Consider the following 15,922-nt stretch of genomic DNA (forward strand, 5'->3'; position numbering starts at 1 on the left):
CCGCTTAATTCGAGCATATCTCCTTCTTTCTCCGAAAGCCTGGCCAATCCCTTTCCCATGACTGTTGATCCCCTTGAGAAAAACCTATAGAAAAATAATAAACGTATGTCATCGGCAAAAAGGATCCTTCCACTCCATCCGTCACCCGCTGGAGCGAATGCCGGGAACGCAGAAAGAAGAAAAGATTAGCACAATTAACTTAAATATAAAAAGCGAAAGAGCTCCAAATAAAATGATAGCCGTTGATTCGTCTAATGAAAAGGGGGTAATTCATGGTACCTATGCTGACGAAAAAAAGCGTGTGCTGGTTCGCACACACTTTTTTCATCCCTTTTCGCCTATTATTTATTGATCTTTATTGCCGGATTTTCCTGAGACATAGGTCCACTTCAGGCTGTATTCCGGACCCACCGGGTGACGGTACAAATCTTTTACGTATTTTTTCTGCAGGAAAGCTTTCCCCACATAAATCACCGGTGCGATCGGAGCTTTTTCCACAAGTATCGATTCTGCTTTCACCAATTCGTTGTTCCGTTCATCATAGTCGACATTGTTTTTGGATTTGGATACCAGTTGATCAAAGTTCGGGTTCTGCCAATTTCCCCGGTTAAAGGGGGAGGAGCTGGTAAATAGATCCAAGAAGCTGATCGGATCGTTGAAGTCGGAGGTCCAGCCGGCATAAGTGATATCAAAATCACCGCTGGATTCCCGGTCCAACTTCTGTTTGTACGGCTGCGGGTCGATCCTCACTTCAATACCCAAATGGTTGCGCAATTGTTCTTGGATAAAGACCGCTACCTTTTTCCGCTCATCATCAAAAGTGAGCAGCGTCAAAGTAGGCTTTTCGGTGATCCCTTGCTCTTCCATTCCTTCTTTCAACAGCTTTTTGGCCTCCAAGGGATTGAATTGATGCTGATCCGGTGCTTTGTCCCGGAACGGCTTATTATCAGAACCGATGATGCTCGGGGGCACCAGAGCATATGCCGACTCCGAGCCGTCTTTCAATACGTCTTTCACCAGAGAATCCCGGTCGATGGCATAACTGATCGCTTTTCGGATCTTCTCATTGGCGAAGAAGGGATTATCTGTATTGAACTGCACATATTCTGTTCGGGCCACCTGCACCGGCATAAATTCCGGACTTTGTTTGAAGGCATCCGCAAAGGCGGAGTCCAGTTTGGCCACATCCGTTTGCTTGGAATTGTACAAGTTGACCGCAGTAGAGGTGTCCTTCACAATTTTCAGGTTTACTTTTTCCAAGTTGACCGCGCTGCGATCCCAATAAGTATCACTTTTCCTATACTGCATGGACTGTTCATGCTGCCAATCCTGAATATTGAACGGTCCGTTGTAAACCATTTTGTCCGGTTCGGTAGCATAGGCTTTTCCAAACTTTTCGACTATATCTTCCCGTTGCGGCAGATACGTCGGGAAAGCAGTCAAATTGAGAAAGTACGGAATCGGCTGTTTCAGCTGTACCTTCAGCGTTTTATCATCCAGTGCCTTAACCCCTACCTGATCGGCGGTTGCTTTCCCATGATTGTATTCTTCCGCATTCAAAATGGGGAAGAAGATAAACGCATACTCACTTTTGGTTTCCGGAGCGAGACCGCGTTTCCAGGCAAATTCAAAATCCTGTGCCCTTACCGGCTTGCCGTCACTCCAATTAGCGTCCCGCAAATGAAAAATATACGTCTTTTTATCTTTGCTGACATCCACACTGGAAGCGATAGCCGGTTCCGGACGGTTATCTTTATCCATCCGGTACAGCCCTTCCATCACGTTATTCAACACGGTCACGGAAACCACATCCGTCGCATTGACGCTGTCCAGGTTAGGCGGCTCCGCTTCGAGGGTCATATCCAATACTTGCTTGGCATCCATCCCCGAATCGCCGTTGCCACCCCCCGACACACCGCAAGCGGTCAGCAGCATACTGGTTGCCAGCAATAGGGTCAAAACCAGATGCAACCGTCTTCTCATCGTTCGATTGCCCCCCTTGAAGATTTCGTCCTACTCCAAACCCCGTTGAAAATGTTTCGTCAATTCTTTAATCACGAGAAAACCTTGTTTATTATAAATGAATTCCAAAGGCGTGAAAAGAGTTGACGTCAATTGGAAAAGGTTGTGCCACCATCCCCTTTCACAGCTATGGTACGGAAACAAATTGCCAGTTGAAGGTTTCTTCAGTACACTGAAGATGTTCTCTAGAATAAATACATCATAGCATAAATTTTGTCGTATGATGCCGAAACAGGGAGGGAATAGGATGAAAGGACTATTTCCATGGAAGGCAGCCACCATGTTGTGGGCAGCCACACTTCTGTCCGGCTGGATCTACTCGGGCGGCGAATGGCTCCTTTTGATCAATGCGCTGTTTATGATCGGGTTGGTATTGTTAATGGCGGCTGGGGCAGTGTTTATCGGACAAGGCGGCCTTTTTGATAACTTCCGGCGCGCCTGGAAACAGATCAAACACGCAAGCCGCAAGGAATTCGGCGGGTTCGACGAATGGGACGATAATGAAGAAAAGGAGAAAAAGAAAAAAGCGCCCCGATACAGGGTCGCTCCCGTATGCTTTGCGGTGGGCTTGGTTGATGTAATCCTCTCTTATGTATTGGTTGCCTGGCTGTGAGCATTCCCGAGAAAAGTTCAGCGAGTTCGATAGGAACGCATTTGGCTGGCGCACTGGATAATTTTTACCAGCAATTCATCCGGAGTGTCTGCTTCCAAACGACGAAATCCGCATACGACGTGCAGTTTTTCCACGCACCCGGAGCAGTTTCCGATACACGGCAACGCCAGGACCCTCAGACCTCTCCGCTTTTTCAGAGAATGATAAACGGCATCAGCACCGTTATGCATATTGGGAATGCAGAACTCAACATTGACCGCCATGGATTCTGCCTCCTGTTCCGTCTCTTTTCCTATACTATCACATCGATGCTGAACAGGAGACTCTTTTTTTGGAGTTTTCAACTACTCAGAGAAAATCATCTGATGGATGAACAAAAGAATTTCCGTCAAAAAACAAAGAGCCCTTGTTCCCTATACGGGACGGGGGCTCTTTGCTCATTACTGTGCCTTTTGCATGTAAATCCACCCGTTTGCTTCGACAATCTGCAAAAATTTGACCAGCCGAGGGAGGACAGGCTCCGCTTCTTCACCGAAGTGAGCCTCTACCCGATCGGCAATCTCTTCCACCGTGTAATCCCCGTTACAATGGGAGAGCACAAAGCTTCCCAGTTCATCGAGCTTTACCTTGATGCGATCCGGTTGCTTCAAAAAACGAATGGATAAGCGCTCCAACCAGCTGTCCCGAGGGATGACCACATGCATCTTCTCGGAATCGGCGGAAACGGGCTCCAATGTGTATGTTTCTTTGAGAACCGGGGTCATCGTCAACAGGTTTTGCTTCTTTTTTTTGCCAAACACAGGGGATCACCGTCTTTGTTCAACGTTATTCATTCGTTTTTTCCGCTCCGGTTCCAGGGTTTTCGCTTTAGCCCGGCGGGCCACCCACCAGAGGATCAGGGTAACCGCGGCGAATACAGCTACAGTGACATAGTTGTTGTCTGTTACCGGGTTTTCCGGAATGGTGACACCAGCCCAAATGAGGATGGCGATAATCACCCCAACCAAGGATTCACCGGCAATCAAACCGGAAGCGAACAGCACCCCGGTGTCTTGACGGGCCCGGCGCAGTTGTTCATCCTTGGTAAACCGGTCGATCATCCAGCGCACCACACCACCGATCATAATCGGAGCGCTTACGTGCACCGGAAGGTAAAGACCAACAGCCACAACCAGGGAGTTCAGGCCCAGGAACTCGATGACCACAGCGGTAGCAGCTCCCAGGAAGATCAGATCCCACGGCAGGTTGCCTTCCATCAGCCCTTCGATAATCACTTTCATCAATTGCGCTTTCGGAGCCGGCAACGCCTGGCTGCCCATGTGGTAAGAAGCATTCAATACCACCAAGATAAATCCGATCACCATGCTGGAAGCAACCACACCGATCATCATGGCCAGCTGCTGTTTCCACGGTGTACCGCCGACCAGATAGCCCGTTTTCAGGTCCTGTGAAATATCACCGGCCACCGCCAGCGCCACACAAACGATCGCACCCACGGACAAAGCGGCGATCATACCCGTCATGCCGCCCATTCCAGACATTTTAAACATGACCGTTACGATCAACACAGTTGCAATCGTCATACCGGAAACGGGAGACGAAGAGCTTCCGACAATCCCCACAATCCGGGAAGCTACCGCTACAAAGAGGAAGCCGAAAATGGCAATGGCCACGGCACCGATCATTCCGACATTGGTCAACGGAGCAAAGGCAATCACCAAGATGGTAACCAAGGTGCCCGCCAGAACGATCCACATCGGCATATCGCGGTCAGTCCGTTCCAAGCCGCCCCCTGCCTTGGCCTCACGCAGACCCCGTAGGGTATCACGGATAGAGGTGACCAAGGTCGGAAGGGTTTTCACCAGCGTAATCAAACCGGCCACGGCCACGGCGCCGGCGCCGATGTACCGGATATAGGCATCCCAGATACCCCAGGCATCCAGTTTGCTGATCGGATCAGCTGCCGGGAAGATAGCTTTCGCACTGTCAGCGCCAAAGAAACCGATCATCGGAATAAAGACGATCCACGCAAGCAGACCGCCGGCGATCATCTGACCGGCGATGCGGGGACCGATGATGTAACCCACACCCAACAGAGCCGGGTAGGCATCCATCCCCACGACCGCATTTTTAAACTTGGCAATATGCGTTTCGATTTCGTATTTGAACAGCTTCAACCCGTCTTCCAGGGCTTTGACCAAACCGCCGAGGGCAAAGCCGGAGAAAACCAGTTTCGCATTGGTCCCGCCGGTCTCACCGGATTTCAAAACCTCGGCACAAGCCGTCCCTTCCGGATACGGCAAGGTTTCATGCTCGTTCACGATCAACAGGCGGCGGAGCGGAACCATCATGAACACCCCGAGGAAGCCGCCGGTCAACACAATGAAGATGATCATCAGCTGATCCGGCTTCACATCCCACAGGAACAGAGCCGGCAATGTGAACACGGCTCCTGCACCCACCGCTTCACCTGCAGTGGTCATGGTCTGTACAATGTTGTTTTCCAGGATCGAGTTGCGACGGAATATCCCCCGCAAAATTCCCATGGAGATCACAGCCGCCGGGATGGAAGCGGTAACCGTCAACCCAATTTTTAATCCCAGATAGGCGTTGGCGGCACCAAAAACCACCGCCAGAATAATACCCAGTATCACTGCCGTAATCGTCATCTCAGGCAACGATTTGGAAGAGGATACATAAGGCACAAATCCGGATTGCTTTGGTGTTTGTTTGCTCATAGCTTACCCCTCTCTCTACCAACATCCCCATCGAATAATTCTAAAAAATGCAAGATTTGTCCCTATATATGCCAAAAATAAGACAAACCTTTAAATATATTACCACGAACGTTCAACGAAAAAACAGAGGTTATAATAAATTTATTCTGTAGCAAAATAAGGAATCCACTATTGTAGTATAACCTAGAATCCCTTGTATTCTCCTATTTATCGCATCTTATACTCAACATATATAAAGTCGAAATATATCGCATGATTTCGTATTTTCCGAACAATAAACAGGCTTTAAAAATAGGAGACACCGCTGTCCCTCTTCCTTGGACCAAGGTGTCCCTTATCTTCGCAACCATCTTCGCCAGAGAATCATTCGACAACTGCACTACTTCAAAGAACGACCGGTACTTCTTCCTTCACCTGGATGGTATCCAAGCCGATCCGACAGGTATATGCACGGATCCCCACTCCCGCTTTTTTCGCTTCCCGCAATTTCTCTCCCCATACCGGGTCAATCCCATCGTGAGGAGTGAACGAGGTGGGAAAGTCCATAAAGATCATCAAGGCGACTGCCGCCCGATACCCGCTTTGTGTTGCGCGGATCAATTCGTCTAAGTGCTTTTGCCCGCGAAGAGTGGGGGCATCGGGAAACATCGCCCGTCCATTTTCTTCATATGTGACGCATTTGACTTCAATGAGAAGCGGGGGCTCTGTCTCGGCCAAAAAGTCCACCCGGCTTTCGCCGACTTTTACTTCCCTCCGTAATGGACCCTTTACCCAATCGATCCATCCCCGCTCTACGGCATCTTCAAACACCCGATTGGCCCAGGCGGAATGAATGCAAATCCAATGCCCGTTCTTATTCACCCATTTTAAGCTGAATCGATTTTTGCGCCGGGGGTTGTCTGACTTTTCGAGGACCACCGGTACCCCGGGGTGAAGCATCTCCTGCATACGGCCCGTATTGGGAACGTGTACCCGTTCCATTTTCTCTCCGATTTGAACGATCGCTTCAAACCGGTTGGGCCGTTCCAGAAAGATAGCGTGTACCGTTTCTCCCTCAATGTGTACTGCCATTCTGTTCACCTGTTTCCTTGTGAATCTCTCAGCATCGCAACTCCTTTCACTATAACGGGAATAGTGGAAGAATAAAAGCACTGATGACAAGAGACTCTTAAATCCAGCAAAAATCTTTTCTACCCGTCGCTCCCTCTCCGACGTCACAGACACTTATTGAAGCTCGGTACGTCGTTCGAAGGTCCTCCTTGAGTGAGGTGCTCTCTTCTTTCCAAGGATGGATTATGTCAGCAGCCCTTCAAAAGAGGCGGAATTGCCGTAGACATTTTACTGCCGCTCCTTTTTGGCCTTTTTTGCGGCTGCCGCAAAGTAACATAGCTCCTCAACCAGCTCTTTCACTGCTGTGATGCCCGATTCTCCCGCCAGTTGGCCCCGTGCATCAAAACAACCCGGATCAGCCACCCACTGTTGAGGGAGAACCCAAGCATATAAACCGCGCAAAACCAGCCGCAGATTGTTCAAAGCATTGATTCCCCCTTTTCCGCCGCCGGCGGCAGCGGTGATGGCAACGGGTTTTCGTTCTAAGTGATGACTTCCCAAAAAATCCAAAGCATTTTTCAACGCTCCGCTGATGCCGTTATGATATTCCGGCGTGGCTATGAAGAAACCATCCGCCTCTGAGGCGGCTTGACGCCATCGCTGCACGGCTTCCGTCTCTTCCCCCACTCCAAAGAGCGGAAGCTCACCTACATCAAACCTTATAACCTGCTCCCCTCGTCGCTCCAACAGCTCGGCCGCTTTGCTTGCCAAACCTCGAGTCAACCCACCCCGACGGGGAGAACCGTTGACAACTAAAAACTTTTGCATAGCAGAATCCCTCATTTCCCGGTTTATATCGCGACGGTTTTTTACTTACCTTGCTCTTTGCCGATCCTGATCCACTTCCAGGCATGAACGTTTTCCCGGGCTACCATCCCGTCATGCTCCGCTTTTTGCAAACAACACTCCATCCATCCCCACATCTCGCATTCCCGCTTTCCTGAAGATCTTAGTTGTATTGTAGCGAGAGTTGCAGCTTACCTCTTCGGCTGGAAGATGGAGTTTCCTATACAAAAAAAGTCCTTGGACCATGGGCAAGTGAGTCCTAGGACCTCAGACGGAAAAAAGCATTCATGAACACTCAGGATTTTCGGGTAAGAAAAGCTCGCTGACCGAGGGCAAACTTCGGTTCAATGCCAATTCCCATTAAGCCCCGCTTCCTCTTTTTTTCAAACATTCCGACAAGCGCCCTTCTCCATATCAGCGGCTATGTTTGTCCTTCCGACGGTACATACTGACGTTCATCCTCACAAATGGCTGACACACTAGGACAGCAAGATTCCCGATACTCTTCAAGGGATAATGTAGCAAATCACCTCGGCCCTGCCATCCGTCCAAAGAATGAACTTCGCCATCCTGCTAACAGAATGGTTGGCCACGTTCCCATCCAGCCGGATGCTGTATTGCCGTCAGTTAAACCAGCCTTTTTTCATGGCATAAACGGCAGCTTGCGTCCGGTCATGCAATCCCAGCTTGCTCAATATGCTGCTGACATGGGTTTTGACCGTCTTCTCCGTAATAAACAGCTCGGATGCAATCTCTTTGTTGCTCTTGCCGGCCGTTATTTTCTCCAGTACTTCCCTCTCCCGAGGCGTCAACTCTTCCAGCTTCCCAATGGCAGACTCCTCCTGGCGGGATCCCGCCGTCACATGGGTCACCAGCTGGTTGACCGCCTGGGGGTGAAGCTGAGTCATCCCCTTTGCAGCCGCACGGACCGAACGGGCCAATTCATCTGCATCAATTTCCTTCAGCTGATAGCCCTGGGCTCCCGCCCGGATCGCCGGCAATACGTGATCCTGATCGGAGAAGCTGGTCAAGACGATCACTTTAACTTCGGGGTGTGTCTGCTTGATGCGCCGCGTCGCTTCCACTCCGTCCATCACCGGCATCATCAAATCCATCAACACCACATCGGGGCAAAGCCGCTCCACTGCCGCCACCGCTTCCGCTCCATTGGATGCCTCCCCCACTACTTCGATGTCATCCTGTGTATGCAGGAACAATCGCAATCCTTTAATCACCATGGGATGATCATCAACCAGCAATACTTTGATCGGCACCGCACTTCCTCCTTATTTCACTGGTACATGGGCGCGCACAGTCGTTCCAGCACCGCTGCGGCTCTCAATCCAGACACTTCCCCCGAGCAATTCGGCTCGTTCCTTCATTCCGTTTATTCCCAGCGACCAACGACGACCGGCCGTAGAGGAATCCAACTCGGGAGAAAAGCCTTTCCCTTGATCCCGAACTTCCAGTGTCACTTCATCCGGCTCGATCTGAAGGTTCACATCCACTTCTTCTGTCTCCGCATGCTTGCTCACATTGTTTAAGGCTTCCTGACCAATACGCCACAAAGCTTCCTCTATCCGCCGAGGCAATTCGTGTACGCCTTCCACATGGGTATATACAGTCAAACCCAGTTGGGATCCGTACTTTTTCAGCGCCGTCGCCAGCCCTTCCTCCAGACCTTGGGGACGAAGCTGCCAAATCAACGAGCGCATCTCCCGCAACGCTTCTTGTGACAAACGATGGATATCCTCCAATGACTCTTGCAGCAGGGGATTCTCTTCCCGCATCACCCCGATCGCTCCTTTGGCTGTCAACGATAGAGAAAATAGTTTCTGATTCACGGAATCATGCAAGTCGCGGGCCAGACGATTCCGCTCTTCAGAGACAGCCAGCTCCTGCTTTTGTTGTTCCAGCCGGGCACTTTCCATCGCCAGCCCGATATGTTCCGCTACCGCCTTCAGCACTTCCAAATCGCTGTCGTCAAAGGCCCGGCGGCGGGGTTTACACTCGCTTCCCACCCACAATACGCCGATCCCTTTCCCCCGAAGAAACAGAGGAACGGCCACTGCTGCCCCAGCGGCAGGCCAGTCATCCAGTTGAATGGGCGCGTTATCCCATCGAAGAGTGCCGCCGTCGCGCAATACCTCCCGACATACTCTCTCTATATCTTCCGTTAAGCGTTGATTGGCAACATGCTCCTCTCCGTCCCGCCACCATGCTTTCAGCCGGAGAGAACCCCCGCTGCTTACCATATAGGCAATATAGCTCCAATCAAACAGACGGCCCAGCTCCTGCACTACGTGTTTCGGTAAATTCCGCACGTCCCGGACCTTCCATATACTGCGGCTCACTTCGTGGAGGCGTGCATAATTGTCCGCCCGTTTCTGCTGTGCTTCAAACAACCAGATCCGTTTGACCGCTGTTCCGATCTGATAGGCCACGGATTGCAGCAAAGTTAATTCATCCTCGCTGAAATGCTCTTTTCCGGGAGAAGCGACATTTAACAGCCCGAACAACTCCCCTCCCGCAGCCAGGGGAACCGTGGCATGATGCGTAATGTTTCGGGTGTCGCCCCACTTCAGGGCAACCGCATCTTCCAACCGTTTGCAGTTAATAATGTTGACGGCATGCTGTAAACGGCCGTCCCAAAACCGCTCTAAACACCAGCAGCTTCCCTCGCACATCGGCTGCTTTGCGTTTCGGAGCAGCGCAGGCGGAAGCTGGCAATCGGCTACGTGAGCGTATTCCGGTTCTTCATCCACCAGGAAGATCCATCCCGTGGTTAATCCGGTGACTGACAGCAGTTTCTCCAGCACCGTTTGGAGCATGGTTTGCAAATCTGTCGACCGGTTCAACGTTTCTGCGATGGTTTTCAAGGCCACCAGTTCCCGTTCCCGGCGTTCGCCTGTCATCCCGGTTTCCTCCTCCATTTTGACTCTCTGTTTCTATCATGCTTGTACCCGTCCTGTCTCTCGGCAGCCTAAACATATCCTATCACAGCCGGTCATCCGATCGTTATTTGAAAATGGAAAAAATAAAACGCTCGAACATCCGAGCGAAGGTGGAAAACGTCATTTATTTGGAAGGCAAAGAGACATGGATTTTCATAAACTGTCCAGCGGGAAGATTGTCCCATTCAGCTCCTTCCACAGCCCTGTGATATGGCGCAATAGATCAAGAGTACGAACGTCCCGGCCAGAGATGTTTTTCAGCAGGTGAGCAAATCCACAGAAGGCGTCAAAAAGAAGGGTCATCCGGCTAAGACAACCAATCGACGCGCGGAATGACCGTCTGAAACCGCTCTTTGACGAGCACCGGAAACTCCCGCAGCAGCGGAGTTTTCTCTTCTTCCTGGCGAATGGCGCGATTCAAAGCTTGCTCTGCTTCCTCTGTCCCCAGTCGTTGTTCTCTGTAAATCCGGTCGACTATTCGCATCAGTCGATGAGGGAACAGAAGTTGTGCATAGATCAGGGCATACTCTTTCTCATCCAAGGGCGAAACTTCTTGATAAGCCTCCAGCACCCGCCCTGCTGCATCCACACTGCCCGTTCGTCCATATGCATAGAGCGCAAACCGGGCCAGATCCCGGCTGCGCACATCAACAGCCGCACGGTTCCAATCGATGAAATGCAGCCGACCTTCCTCATCCTGTAAAATATTGCGGCGATGCAAGTTGCAATGGCAGATCTCCCCGCCCTGCCGGGTACTGTTCACCGTCCGGTCCCCGCCCAGTTTTTCCAAGTAGGTGGAGGCGGTTTCCAACATCCCTTCCCCATAGGAACAATATTTTAAAAAGAGTTGGTCCACCGGCCGAACTTCCTTCGACCATTGGCTGGCCATTTTAAACATTGTCCATTGTCTGTGAATTTGCTCCCAAATCAGCATCCACTTGCCCGCATGTACAAGCGGACGCAATGCTTTAGGGGGTTCAAATCCTCTGGACGCCATATGCAAGTGTGCCAATCCCCGGGCGGTCCGGTTCCAGTCATCTTGTGTATTCAGCTTCAATACCTTGGCCTCAATCCACGGCAACACCACATAGCGGTGTTGGACACCTGAAAAATAGGAGCGTCCCTTTTGCGTTTTCACCGGCACAGAAAGCCGATGCTCCCCGGTTTCCGATATATGACGCGCCAGCTCTTCCACCAACCGCCAGCGCAACTCTTCCCTTTCCCGCACGCGCTTCAGTCCGAAGGTGCCTCGATCCGTTTTGATTTTTAAAACCCCGCCGGCTGGCTTTGCATCTTGGATGCGGAGTGCATAGTGATGCTCCAACAGCTCCGTTAGGCGGCCTTCCCCTGTCCAGCTGCGCAGCTTTGCCAAGGAATCGGACATGTTTCCCCCCACCCTTCTTTCATCCCTTTACTTTAAGAATAGGCAGGGGGGCCGGTGCCTATTCCCTTTTTGAAGATCCGGCTTTGGATACGGGATGGATCACATCCAGTCCACCTGTGATATAAAGGGTGTTTCCCGTGATAAAATCAGATTCCGGCTCACACAAAAACCGGACCACTCTGGCGATATCTTCCCCTGTTCCCGGCCTTCCCCGAGGTGTTTCGCTGTCGGCTTGCCCCTGAACTTCAGCAATGCGCTTCTCCTTATTGTCCCCGACGATATCGCCGGGACACACCATATTGACCGTGATCCCGTAAGGCGCTTCTTCTACCGCCAGGCTTTTCATGAAAGAGACCAAGCCCGTCTTTGCCGCTGCATAAGCCGCTCGGTCCGGCCAGGCCGGTGCTTCCGCTGCACGGCCAAAGCCGAATAGGATGATACGACCGGCTTGTTGTTCCCGGAGATGGGGTAATGCGGCGTGGGTCACCCACAGCGCACTTTTCAGATTGCCGTCTACCATCGCTTCCACTTCTTCTTCCGTATAATCCGTAAAGTGACGGCGTGTCCGTTCAAAGGGTCCGACTGCATGAATCAAAGCATCCAGCCGGCCAAAATGTTCAACCGTCTGCAGGACCAACCGGCGCGCTTCATCGGAACGATTCAAATCGGCACGAAATACTTCCGCTTGCCCCCCCATCCTTTGTACTCTTTTTTTTACTTCCCATCCTTTTTCTGCACGGCGATGATAGTGAACCGCTATATCCCAACCGTTTTCGGCCAGGATTTCCGCCGTCATCCGCCCCAAGCCCCGGGAGCTGCCCGTTACCAAGGCAACCGGTTGTTGATGGATTGACAAACCCCTTCCCTCCTTTTTCCCCGTACATATAGGAACATCAGAATGTGTACAATGGTACAAGTTTGATCAATAGAGGCAAAAATGAAATGGAATGAAGCCGCCCCGCACAGACTCTGTTGGTTGAACTGCTTAGTCCCGTGCCGGTACTGGAACGTCCGAATATGAAACAATCCTGCATCCTGCAAGCGGAAGAAACCGCTTTGGCAGAGGATGCTGCACGGGTAGAGCCCGCTCATGTGGCTTCCAGCTATCTTGCACAGGCACCGGAGTCCCTCAAAGAGGCGCGATCCGTCATCTCGAGCAAAAAGAGATTCTTTTTCATAATCCCCCGGATTCCAGCGAACAATAAGCAAGATGTCGATCAATAGGGGAGGAACTGCGCACCTTGGAACTGAAAACAATCAACGCCACCGAAGATGCCGTCCATCAAGCGACCTTGCAACTATTGCAGCAGCGAGGATTGTCCATCGACGAGATTACCGAATTGGTCTTTATCTTGCAAGAGAAGTATCATCCTGATCTCACCTGGGGTGAGTGCCGCACCCATGTCGAACATGTGTTGACGAAACGGGAAGTGCAAAATGCCATCCTGACCGGGATTCAGCTGGATATCCTGGCGGAGCAAGGAGCGCTCGCTCCGCCATTGTCGGATATGATCATTCAGGATGAAGGGTTGTACGGAATCGACGAAGTCTTGGCCACATCGATTATTCACATCTATGGCAGCATCGGCCTGACGAATTACGGGTATATCGACCGGTTAAAACCCGGAGTCCTGCGGCGTCTCAACGATAAATCGAGCGGTAAAGTGCATACGTTTTTAGACGATATTGCCGGTGCCTTGGCTGCTGCCGCAGCCGCCCGATTGTCTCATAACCGCAAAAGACAGAAGGATGAAGAACAACGCATGGATGCGTAGTTCCAAACTCAGCCCCAGGGGTTGAGTTTTTTATCCCCGATCAAGCAAGGGAGAAACGCCAAACCTTACCCTCCCGCCGCTTATAAGCATGACCTTCAGAGACCAGGTATTCCAAGTGAGCCAACGTTTCCGACAGGGCAAAGCGTAAATGATGAATATTGAGTTCGGTGCCGAAAGTCGCTTCACACACTTCTACCGACGTTGCCGGTTGTTTTTGCAAAAACTCCCGCATCACCCGCAAGCGCTCCTGATGATGGGCCTCAAGGGCTTCAATCCGTTCCCGATAGCTGTCAAAAACCGGACCGTGGGAAGGAAACACTTTTTGAACCGGCAGCTCTTTCAAGCGTTTCAATGTGTGAAGATAGGTTTTCAACGGATTGGGATCACACCCCGGCCATAAACTGATATTGGGTGTAATCTTGGGTAATAGAAAGTCTCCGCCGATCAGCCATTGGCGCTCGGCGTCATAAAAGCTGAGGTGCCCGTCGGCATGACCGGGAGTATGAAGAACTTCGTAAGATCGATCTCCCATGCGAAGAGTTTCTCCCGCTTGAATAAACGACGGCCGGGGATGGGGCTCAACCCAGGGTCTAAACCCCCGAAGATGGGGTGGAATCTGTTCCACCCACCCGGAAGACAATCCGTGTTCTCCATAAAAACGGGCCAGAATCTCCGGCTGTTCGCTCTCCTCGCTCCAAAAAAGGCGAGCCTGTTCAAAATCCGTCCGGGATACCCTCACCGGGGCATCCGTCCACTGCTGCATCGTCCCTGCCAATCCATAATGGTCGGGATGGTAATGCGTCAGCACGATCTGTTCGACGTCTGTCCAATCAAAGCCAAGTTCCCGCCTTGCCTGTTCCCACGCATCGCGGTCTGTTTCAGTGTTCAAACCGGTGTCAATCACGGTGTATCCACTGGAACCCTCAATCACATAGGCTTTTATCTCTCTTAAGGCAAAGGGCAGCGGCAGCGGAACCTCGATGATGTCTCCCCAACGGTTCATATGGGCATTCCTCCCTTAAATGTCCCAGTCTCGCAAATCATCGATGACATGAGTCGCTTTGATGTCAGCTGCTTCGTAATCCTCCGGTGAAGTTACCCCGGAATACACCAGCAGGGTATCCATTCCGGCATTCACGCCGGTTAAAATGTCCGTCATCAGATTATCTCCGATCATCAGGAGCTTGTCCCGGTTCATTTGCAATTTGTCCAACGCCACTTCCGTAATGACGGATTCCGGCTTCCCGACAAAGATCGGTTTTACCCCGGTAGCCGCCTGAATGCCGGCGATGATGGAACCGTTTCCCGGTAGAAGCCCTTCTTCCGTCGGCAGATTCAAGTCTCCATTGGTCCCGATAAAGCGGGCCCCCTCATGGATGGCCAGGGTCGCTTTCTTCATTTTTTCATAGGTAAAATCGAGATCGATTCCCACAACCACGGCCTCCGGCTTGCGGTCAGTCAACTCGCATCCGGCTTCCTTTAAAGCCGTGCGCAACCCGTTTCCCCCGATGGCGTAGACGCGGGGGGAATTCATCTCTTCCTTCAAATAATGAGCGGCAGCCATCGACGAAGTCACCACTTGGTCCGCTTCAGCCGGATAGCCGAACTCCCGCAGCTTTGCCGCTACCTCTTCCGGAGTCCGGAAAGAGTTGTTGGTCAAAAAGAGATAAGGCTTCCCCGAGTCTTTCAGCTTGTTGACAAACTCAAGGGCCCCGGGAATCACCTCGTTTCCCCTGTACAGCGTTCCGTCCAAATCGAGTAAGTATCCTTCGTACCGTTTCACAATGCCAGCCTCCCTACAAAGATCATCCGCGGGCTGGATATGGGGTCATAGGAACGGGATTCAAAATCCCCCCACACACTCTCGACGGTCAATCCCGCCTTTCGCATCATGTCCTCCATCTGCTCCCGCGAGTACATCTTTACTCGTTCCTGATACATGCGTTCGCCACGCTCATCGATAACCTGAATCGACTTTCGGACAAAGTCTCCGTCGATCCAGCGCCGTTCCCGAATCCGAGTCTCTCCTTCCACACGTTCACTTTCGGGAACCAGGTTCCTCTTTACGGCCTCCCGGTTCAGGAAATCCACAACAAACCGGCCCTCAGGTCTCAATACCCGGGCCATTTCTTTCAATACCTGTCCATTCTCTTCATCTTCCACAAAATAGCCGAAGGAGGTAAACAGATTGACCACGGCATCAAACTGATCGGCGTCAAAAGGCAAGTGACGCATATCCCCTTGTATGTATCGAATCCCCAGCCCCTCTGAGGCTTTCCGTGCATATTCCAGCAGCACCTCGGACAAATCCAGCCCCGTCACCTGAAAACCCAGCCGATGCAGTGCGATGGAATGGCGTCCAGTGCCGCAGCACAAATCCAACACCGTCTGGCCCGGTTCCAAGTTGAGCCATTGGGCCACCTGTCGGATCTCCCGGTCCGCATGGACCCGGTCCCGGTGCCGATACACCAACACATAATCTTCCCCAAAACTTTCTTCGTACCAGGGTGCCATACCCCTTCCCTCCTTCATCCTCACTG

16 protein-coding genes are annotated in these 15,922 nt (G+C 51.6%); 3 read left to right on the forward strand and 13 right to left on the reverse strand.

Translation table 11 applies throughout. From position 1 onward, the window contains the following. Positions 1-345: 345 nt before the first annotated feature. On the reverse strand, positions 346-1,983 hold the full coding sequence (locus tag IEW70_RS02520; RefSeq protein ID WP_188646363.1) for a peptide ABC transporter substrate-binding protein: 1,638 nt from the start codon (positions 1,981-1,983) through the stop codon (positions 346-348). Positions 1,984-2,269: 286 nt separating this feature from the next. Here IEW70_RS02520 and IEW70_RS02525 point away from each other — a divergent pair, with 286 nt between their 5' ends. Then, the gene (locus tag IEW70_RS02525; protein ID WP_188646364.1) at positions 2,270-2,635 is read left to right on the forward strand and encodes a DUF3899 domain-containing protein; all 366 of its coding nucleotides are present in this window, start codon (positions 2,270-2,272) and stop codon (positions 2,633-2,635) included. A gap of 17 nt (positions 2,636-2,652) precedes the next feature. Here IEW70_RS02525 and IEW70_RS02530 read toward each other — a convergent pair whose 3' ends face one another. The 9 genes from IEW70_RS02530 to IEW70_RS02570 form a co-directional block, all read right to left on the reverse strand. Then, positions 2,653-2,898, reverse strand: a complete 246-nt coding sequence (locus tag IEW70_RS02530; RefSeq protein WP_188646365.1) for a DUF1450 domain-containing protein — start codon at positions 2,896-2,898, stop codon at positions 2,653-2,655. A 177-nt stretch (positions 2,899-3,075) separates the two neighbouring features. Next, complete coding sequence (locus IEW70_RS02535) at positions 3,076-3,435, reverse strand: PqqD family protein (protein WP_229751780.1); 360 nt, start codon at positions 3,433-3,435, stop codon at positions 3,076-3,078. Positions 3,436-3,441: 6 nt separating this feature from the next. Then, a complete protein-coding gene (locus IEW70_RS02540) occupies positions 3,442-5,373 on the reverse strand; it encodes an OPT family oligopeptide transporter (protein WP_188646366.1) in 1,932 nt (643 codons plus the stop codon). A 384-nt stretch (positions 5,374-5,757) separates the two neighbouring features. Next, on the reverse strand, positions 5,758-6,444 hold the full coding sequence (gene sfsA / locus IEW70_RS02545) for a DNA/RNA nuclease SfsA (RefSeq protein ID WP_188646367.1): 687 nt from the start codon (positions 6,442-6,444) through the stop codon (positions 5,758-5,760). Positions 6,445-6,711: 267 nt separating this feature from the next. Next, on the reverse strand, positions 6,712-7,251 hold the full coding sequence (locus IEW70_RS02550; RefSeq protein ID WP_188646368.1) for an NADPH-dependent FMN reductase: 540 nt from the start codon (positions 7,249-7,251) through the stop codon (positions 6,712-6,714). Positions 7,252-7,892: 641 nt separating this feature from the next. Further along, the gene (locus IEW70_RS02555) at positions 7,893-8,543 is read right to left on the reverse strand and encodes a response regulator (protein WP_188646369.1); all 651 of its coding nucleotides are present in this window, start codon (positions 8,541-8,543) and stop codon (positions 7,893-7,895) included. 12 nt (positions 8,544-8,555) lie between these two features. Continuing rightward, complete coding sequence (locus tag IEW70_RS02560) at positions 8,556-10,184, reverse strand: GAF domain-containing sensor histidine kinase (protein ID WP_188646370.1); 1,629 nt, start codon at positions 10,182-10,184, stop codon at positions 8,556-8,558. Positions 10,185-10,530: 346 nt separating this feature from the next. Continuing rightward, positions 10,531-11,607 carry a YutH/CotS family kinase-like spore coat protein gene (locus tag IEW70_RS02565; RefSeq protein WP_188646371.1) on the reverse strand — a complete coding sequence of 359 codons (1,077 nt, stop codon included), beginning with the start codon at positions 11,605-11,607 and terminating at the stop codon, positions 10,531-10,533. A gap of 58 nt (positions 11,608-11,665) precedes the next feature. Further along, a complete protein-coding gene (locus IEW70_RS02570; RefSeq protein ID WP_188646372.1) occupies positions 11,666-12,463 on the reverse strand; it encodes an SDR family oxidoreductase in 798 nt (265 codons plus the stop codon). A gap of 161 nt (positions 12,464-12,624) precedes the next feature. Here IEW70_RS02570 and IEW70_RS02575 point away from each other — a divergent pair, with 161 nt between their 5' ends. Further along, entirely contained in the window at positions 12,625-12,831 is a 207-nt protein-coding gene (locus IEW70_RS02575; protein WP_188646373.1) for a hypothetical protein, read from the forward strand. A 23-nt stretch (positions 12,832-12,854) separates the two neighbouring features. Beyond that, positions 12,855-13,382, forward strand: coding sequence for a phosphatidylglycerophosphatase A family protein (locus tag IEW70_RS02580; protein ID WP_229751816.1), 528 nt, complete (start codon positions 12,855-12,857; stop codon positions 13,380-13,382). 40 nt (positions 13,383-13,422) lie between these two features. On the opposite strand, the gene IEW70_RS02585 is transcribed toward IEW70_RS02580, so the two are convergent. From IEW70_RS02585 to IEW70_RS02595, 3 genes are read right to left on the reverse strand one after another with little or no spacing between them, the layout of a single operon-like run. Continuing rightward, positions 13,423-14,385: an MBL fold metallo-hydrolase gene (locus IEW70_RS02585; RefSeq protein WP_188646374.1), complete on the reverse strand. Its 963-nt coding sequence runs from the start codon at positions 14,383-14,385 to the stop codon at positions 13,423-13,425. A 15-nt stretch (positions 14,386-14,400) separates the two neighbouring features. Then, positions 14,401-15,165: a 5' nucleotidase NucF gene (nucF, locus tag IEW70_RS02590; protein ID WP_188646375.1), complete on the reverse strand. Its 765-nt coding sequence runs from the start codon at positions 15,163-15,165 to the stop codon at positions 14,401-14,403. Continuing rightward, positions 15,162-15,896: a class I SAM-dependent methyltransferase gene (locus tag IEW70_RS02595; protein WP_188646376.1), complete on the reverse strand. Its 735-nt coding sequence runs from the start codon at positions 15,894-15,896 to the stop codon at positions 15,162-15,164. The genes nucF and IEW70_RS02595 overlap by 4 nt, the downstream gene beginning before the upstream one ends. Positions 15,897-15,922: the final 26 nt, after the last annotated feature.

The sequence above is a fragment of the Marinithermofilum abyssi genome, from assembly GCF_014641195.1.
Lineage (GTDB): Bacteria > Bacillota > Bacilli > Thermoactinomycetales > DSM-45169 > Marinithermofilum > Marinithermofilum abyssi.

Coding starts and splice junctions, on each gene's coding strand:
- IEW70_RS02530 (WP_188646365.1), bottom strand. CDS start 2,898: ATGGCGGTCAATGTTGAGTTCTGCATTCCCAATATGCATAACGGTGCT.
- IEW70_RS02540 (WP_188646366.1), bottom strand. CDS start 5,373: ATGAGCAAACAAACACCAAAGCAATCCGGATTTGTGCCTTATGTATCC.
- IEW70_RS02585 (WP_188646374.1), bottom strand. CDS start 14,385: ATGAACCGTTGGGGAGACATCATCGAGGTTCCGCTGCCGCTGCCCTTT.
- IEW70_RS02595 (WP_188646376.1), bottom strand. CDS start 15,896: ATGGCACCCTGGTACGAAGAAAGTTTTGGGGAAGATTATGTGTTGGTG.
- IEW70_RS02565 (WP_188646371.1), bottom strand. CDS start 11,607: ATGTCCGATTCCTTGGCAAAGCTGCGCAGCTGGACAGGGGAAGGCCGC.
- IEW70_RS02560 (WP_188646370.1), bottom strand. CDS start 10,184: ATGACAGGCGAACGCCGGGAACGGGAACTGGTGGCCTTGAAAACCATC.
- IEW70_RS02575 (WP_188646373.1), top strand. CDS start 12,625: ATGAAACAATCCTGCATCCTGCAAGCGGAAGAAACCGCTTTGGCAGAG.
- IEW70_RS02525 (WP_188646364.1), top strand. CDS start 2,270: ATGAAAGGACTATTTCCATGGAAGGCAGCCACCATGTTGTGGGCAGCC.
- sfsA (WP_188646367.1), bottom strand. CDS start 6,444: ATGGCAGTACACATTGAGGGAGAAACGGTACACGCTATCTTTCTGGAA.
- IEW70_RS02550 (WP_188646368.1), bottom strand. CDS start 7,251: ATGCAAAAGTTTTTAGTTGTCAACGGTTCTCCCCGTCGGGGTGGGTTG.
- IEW70_RS02520 (WP_188646363.1), bottom strand. CDS start 1,983: ATGAGAAGACGGTTGCATCTGGTTTTGACCCTATTGCTGGCAACCAGT.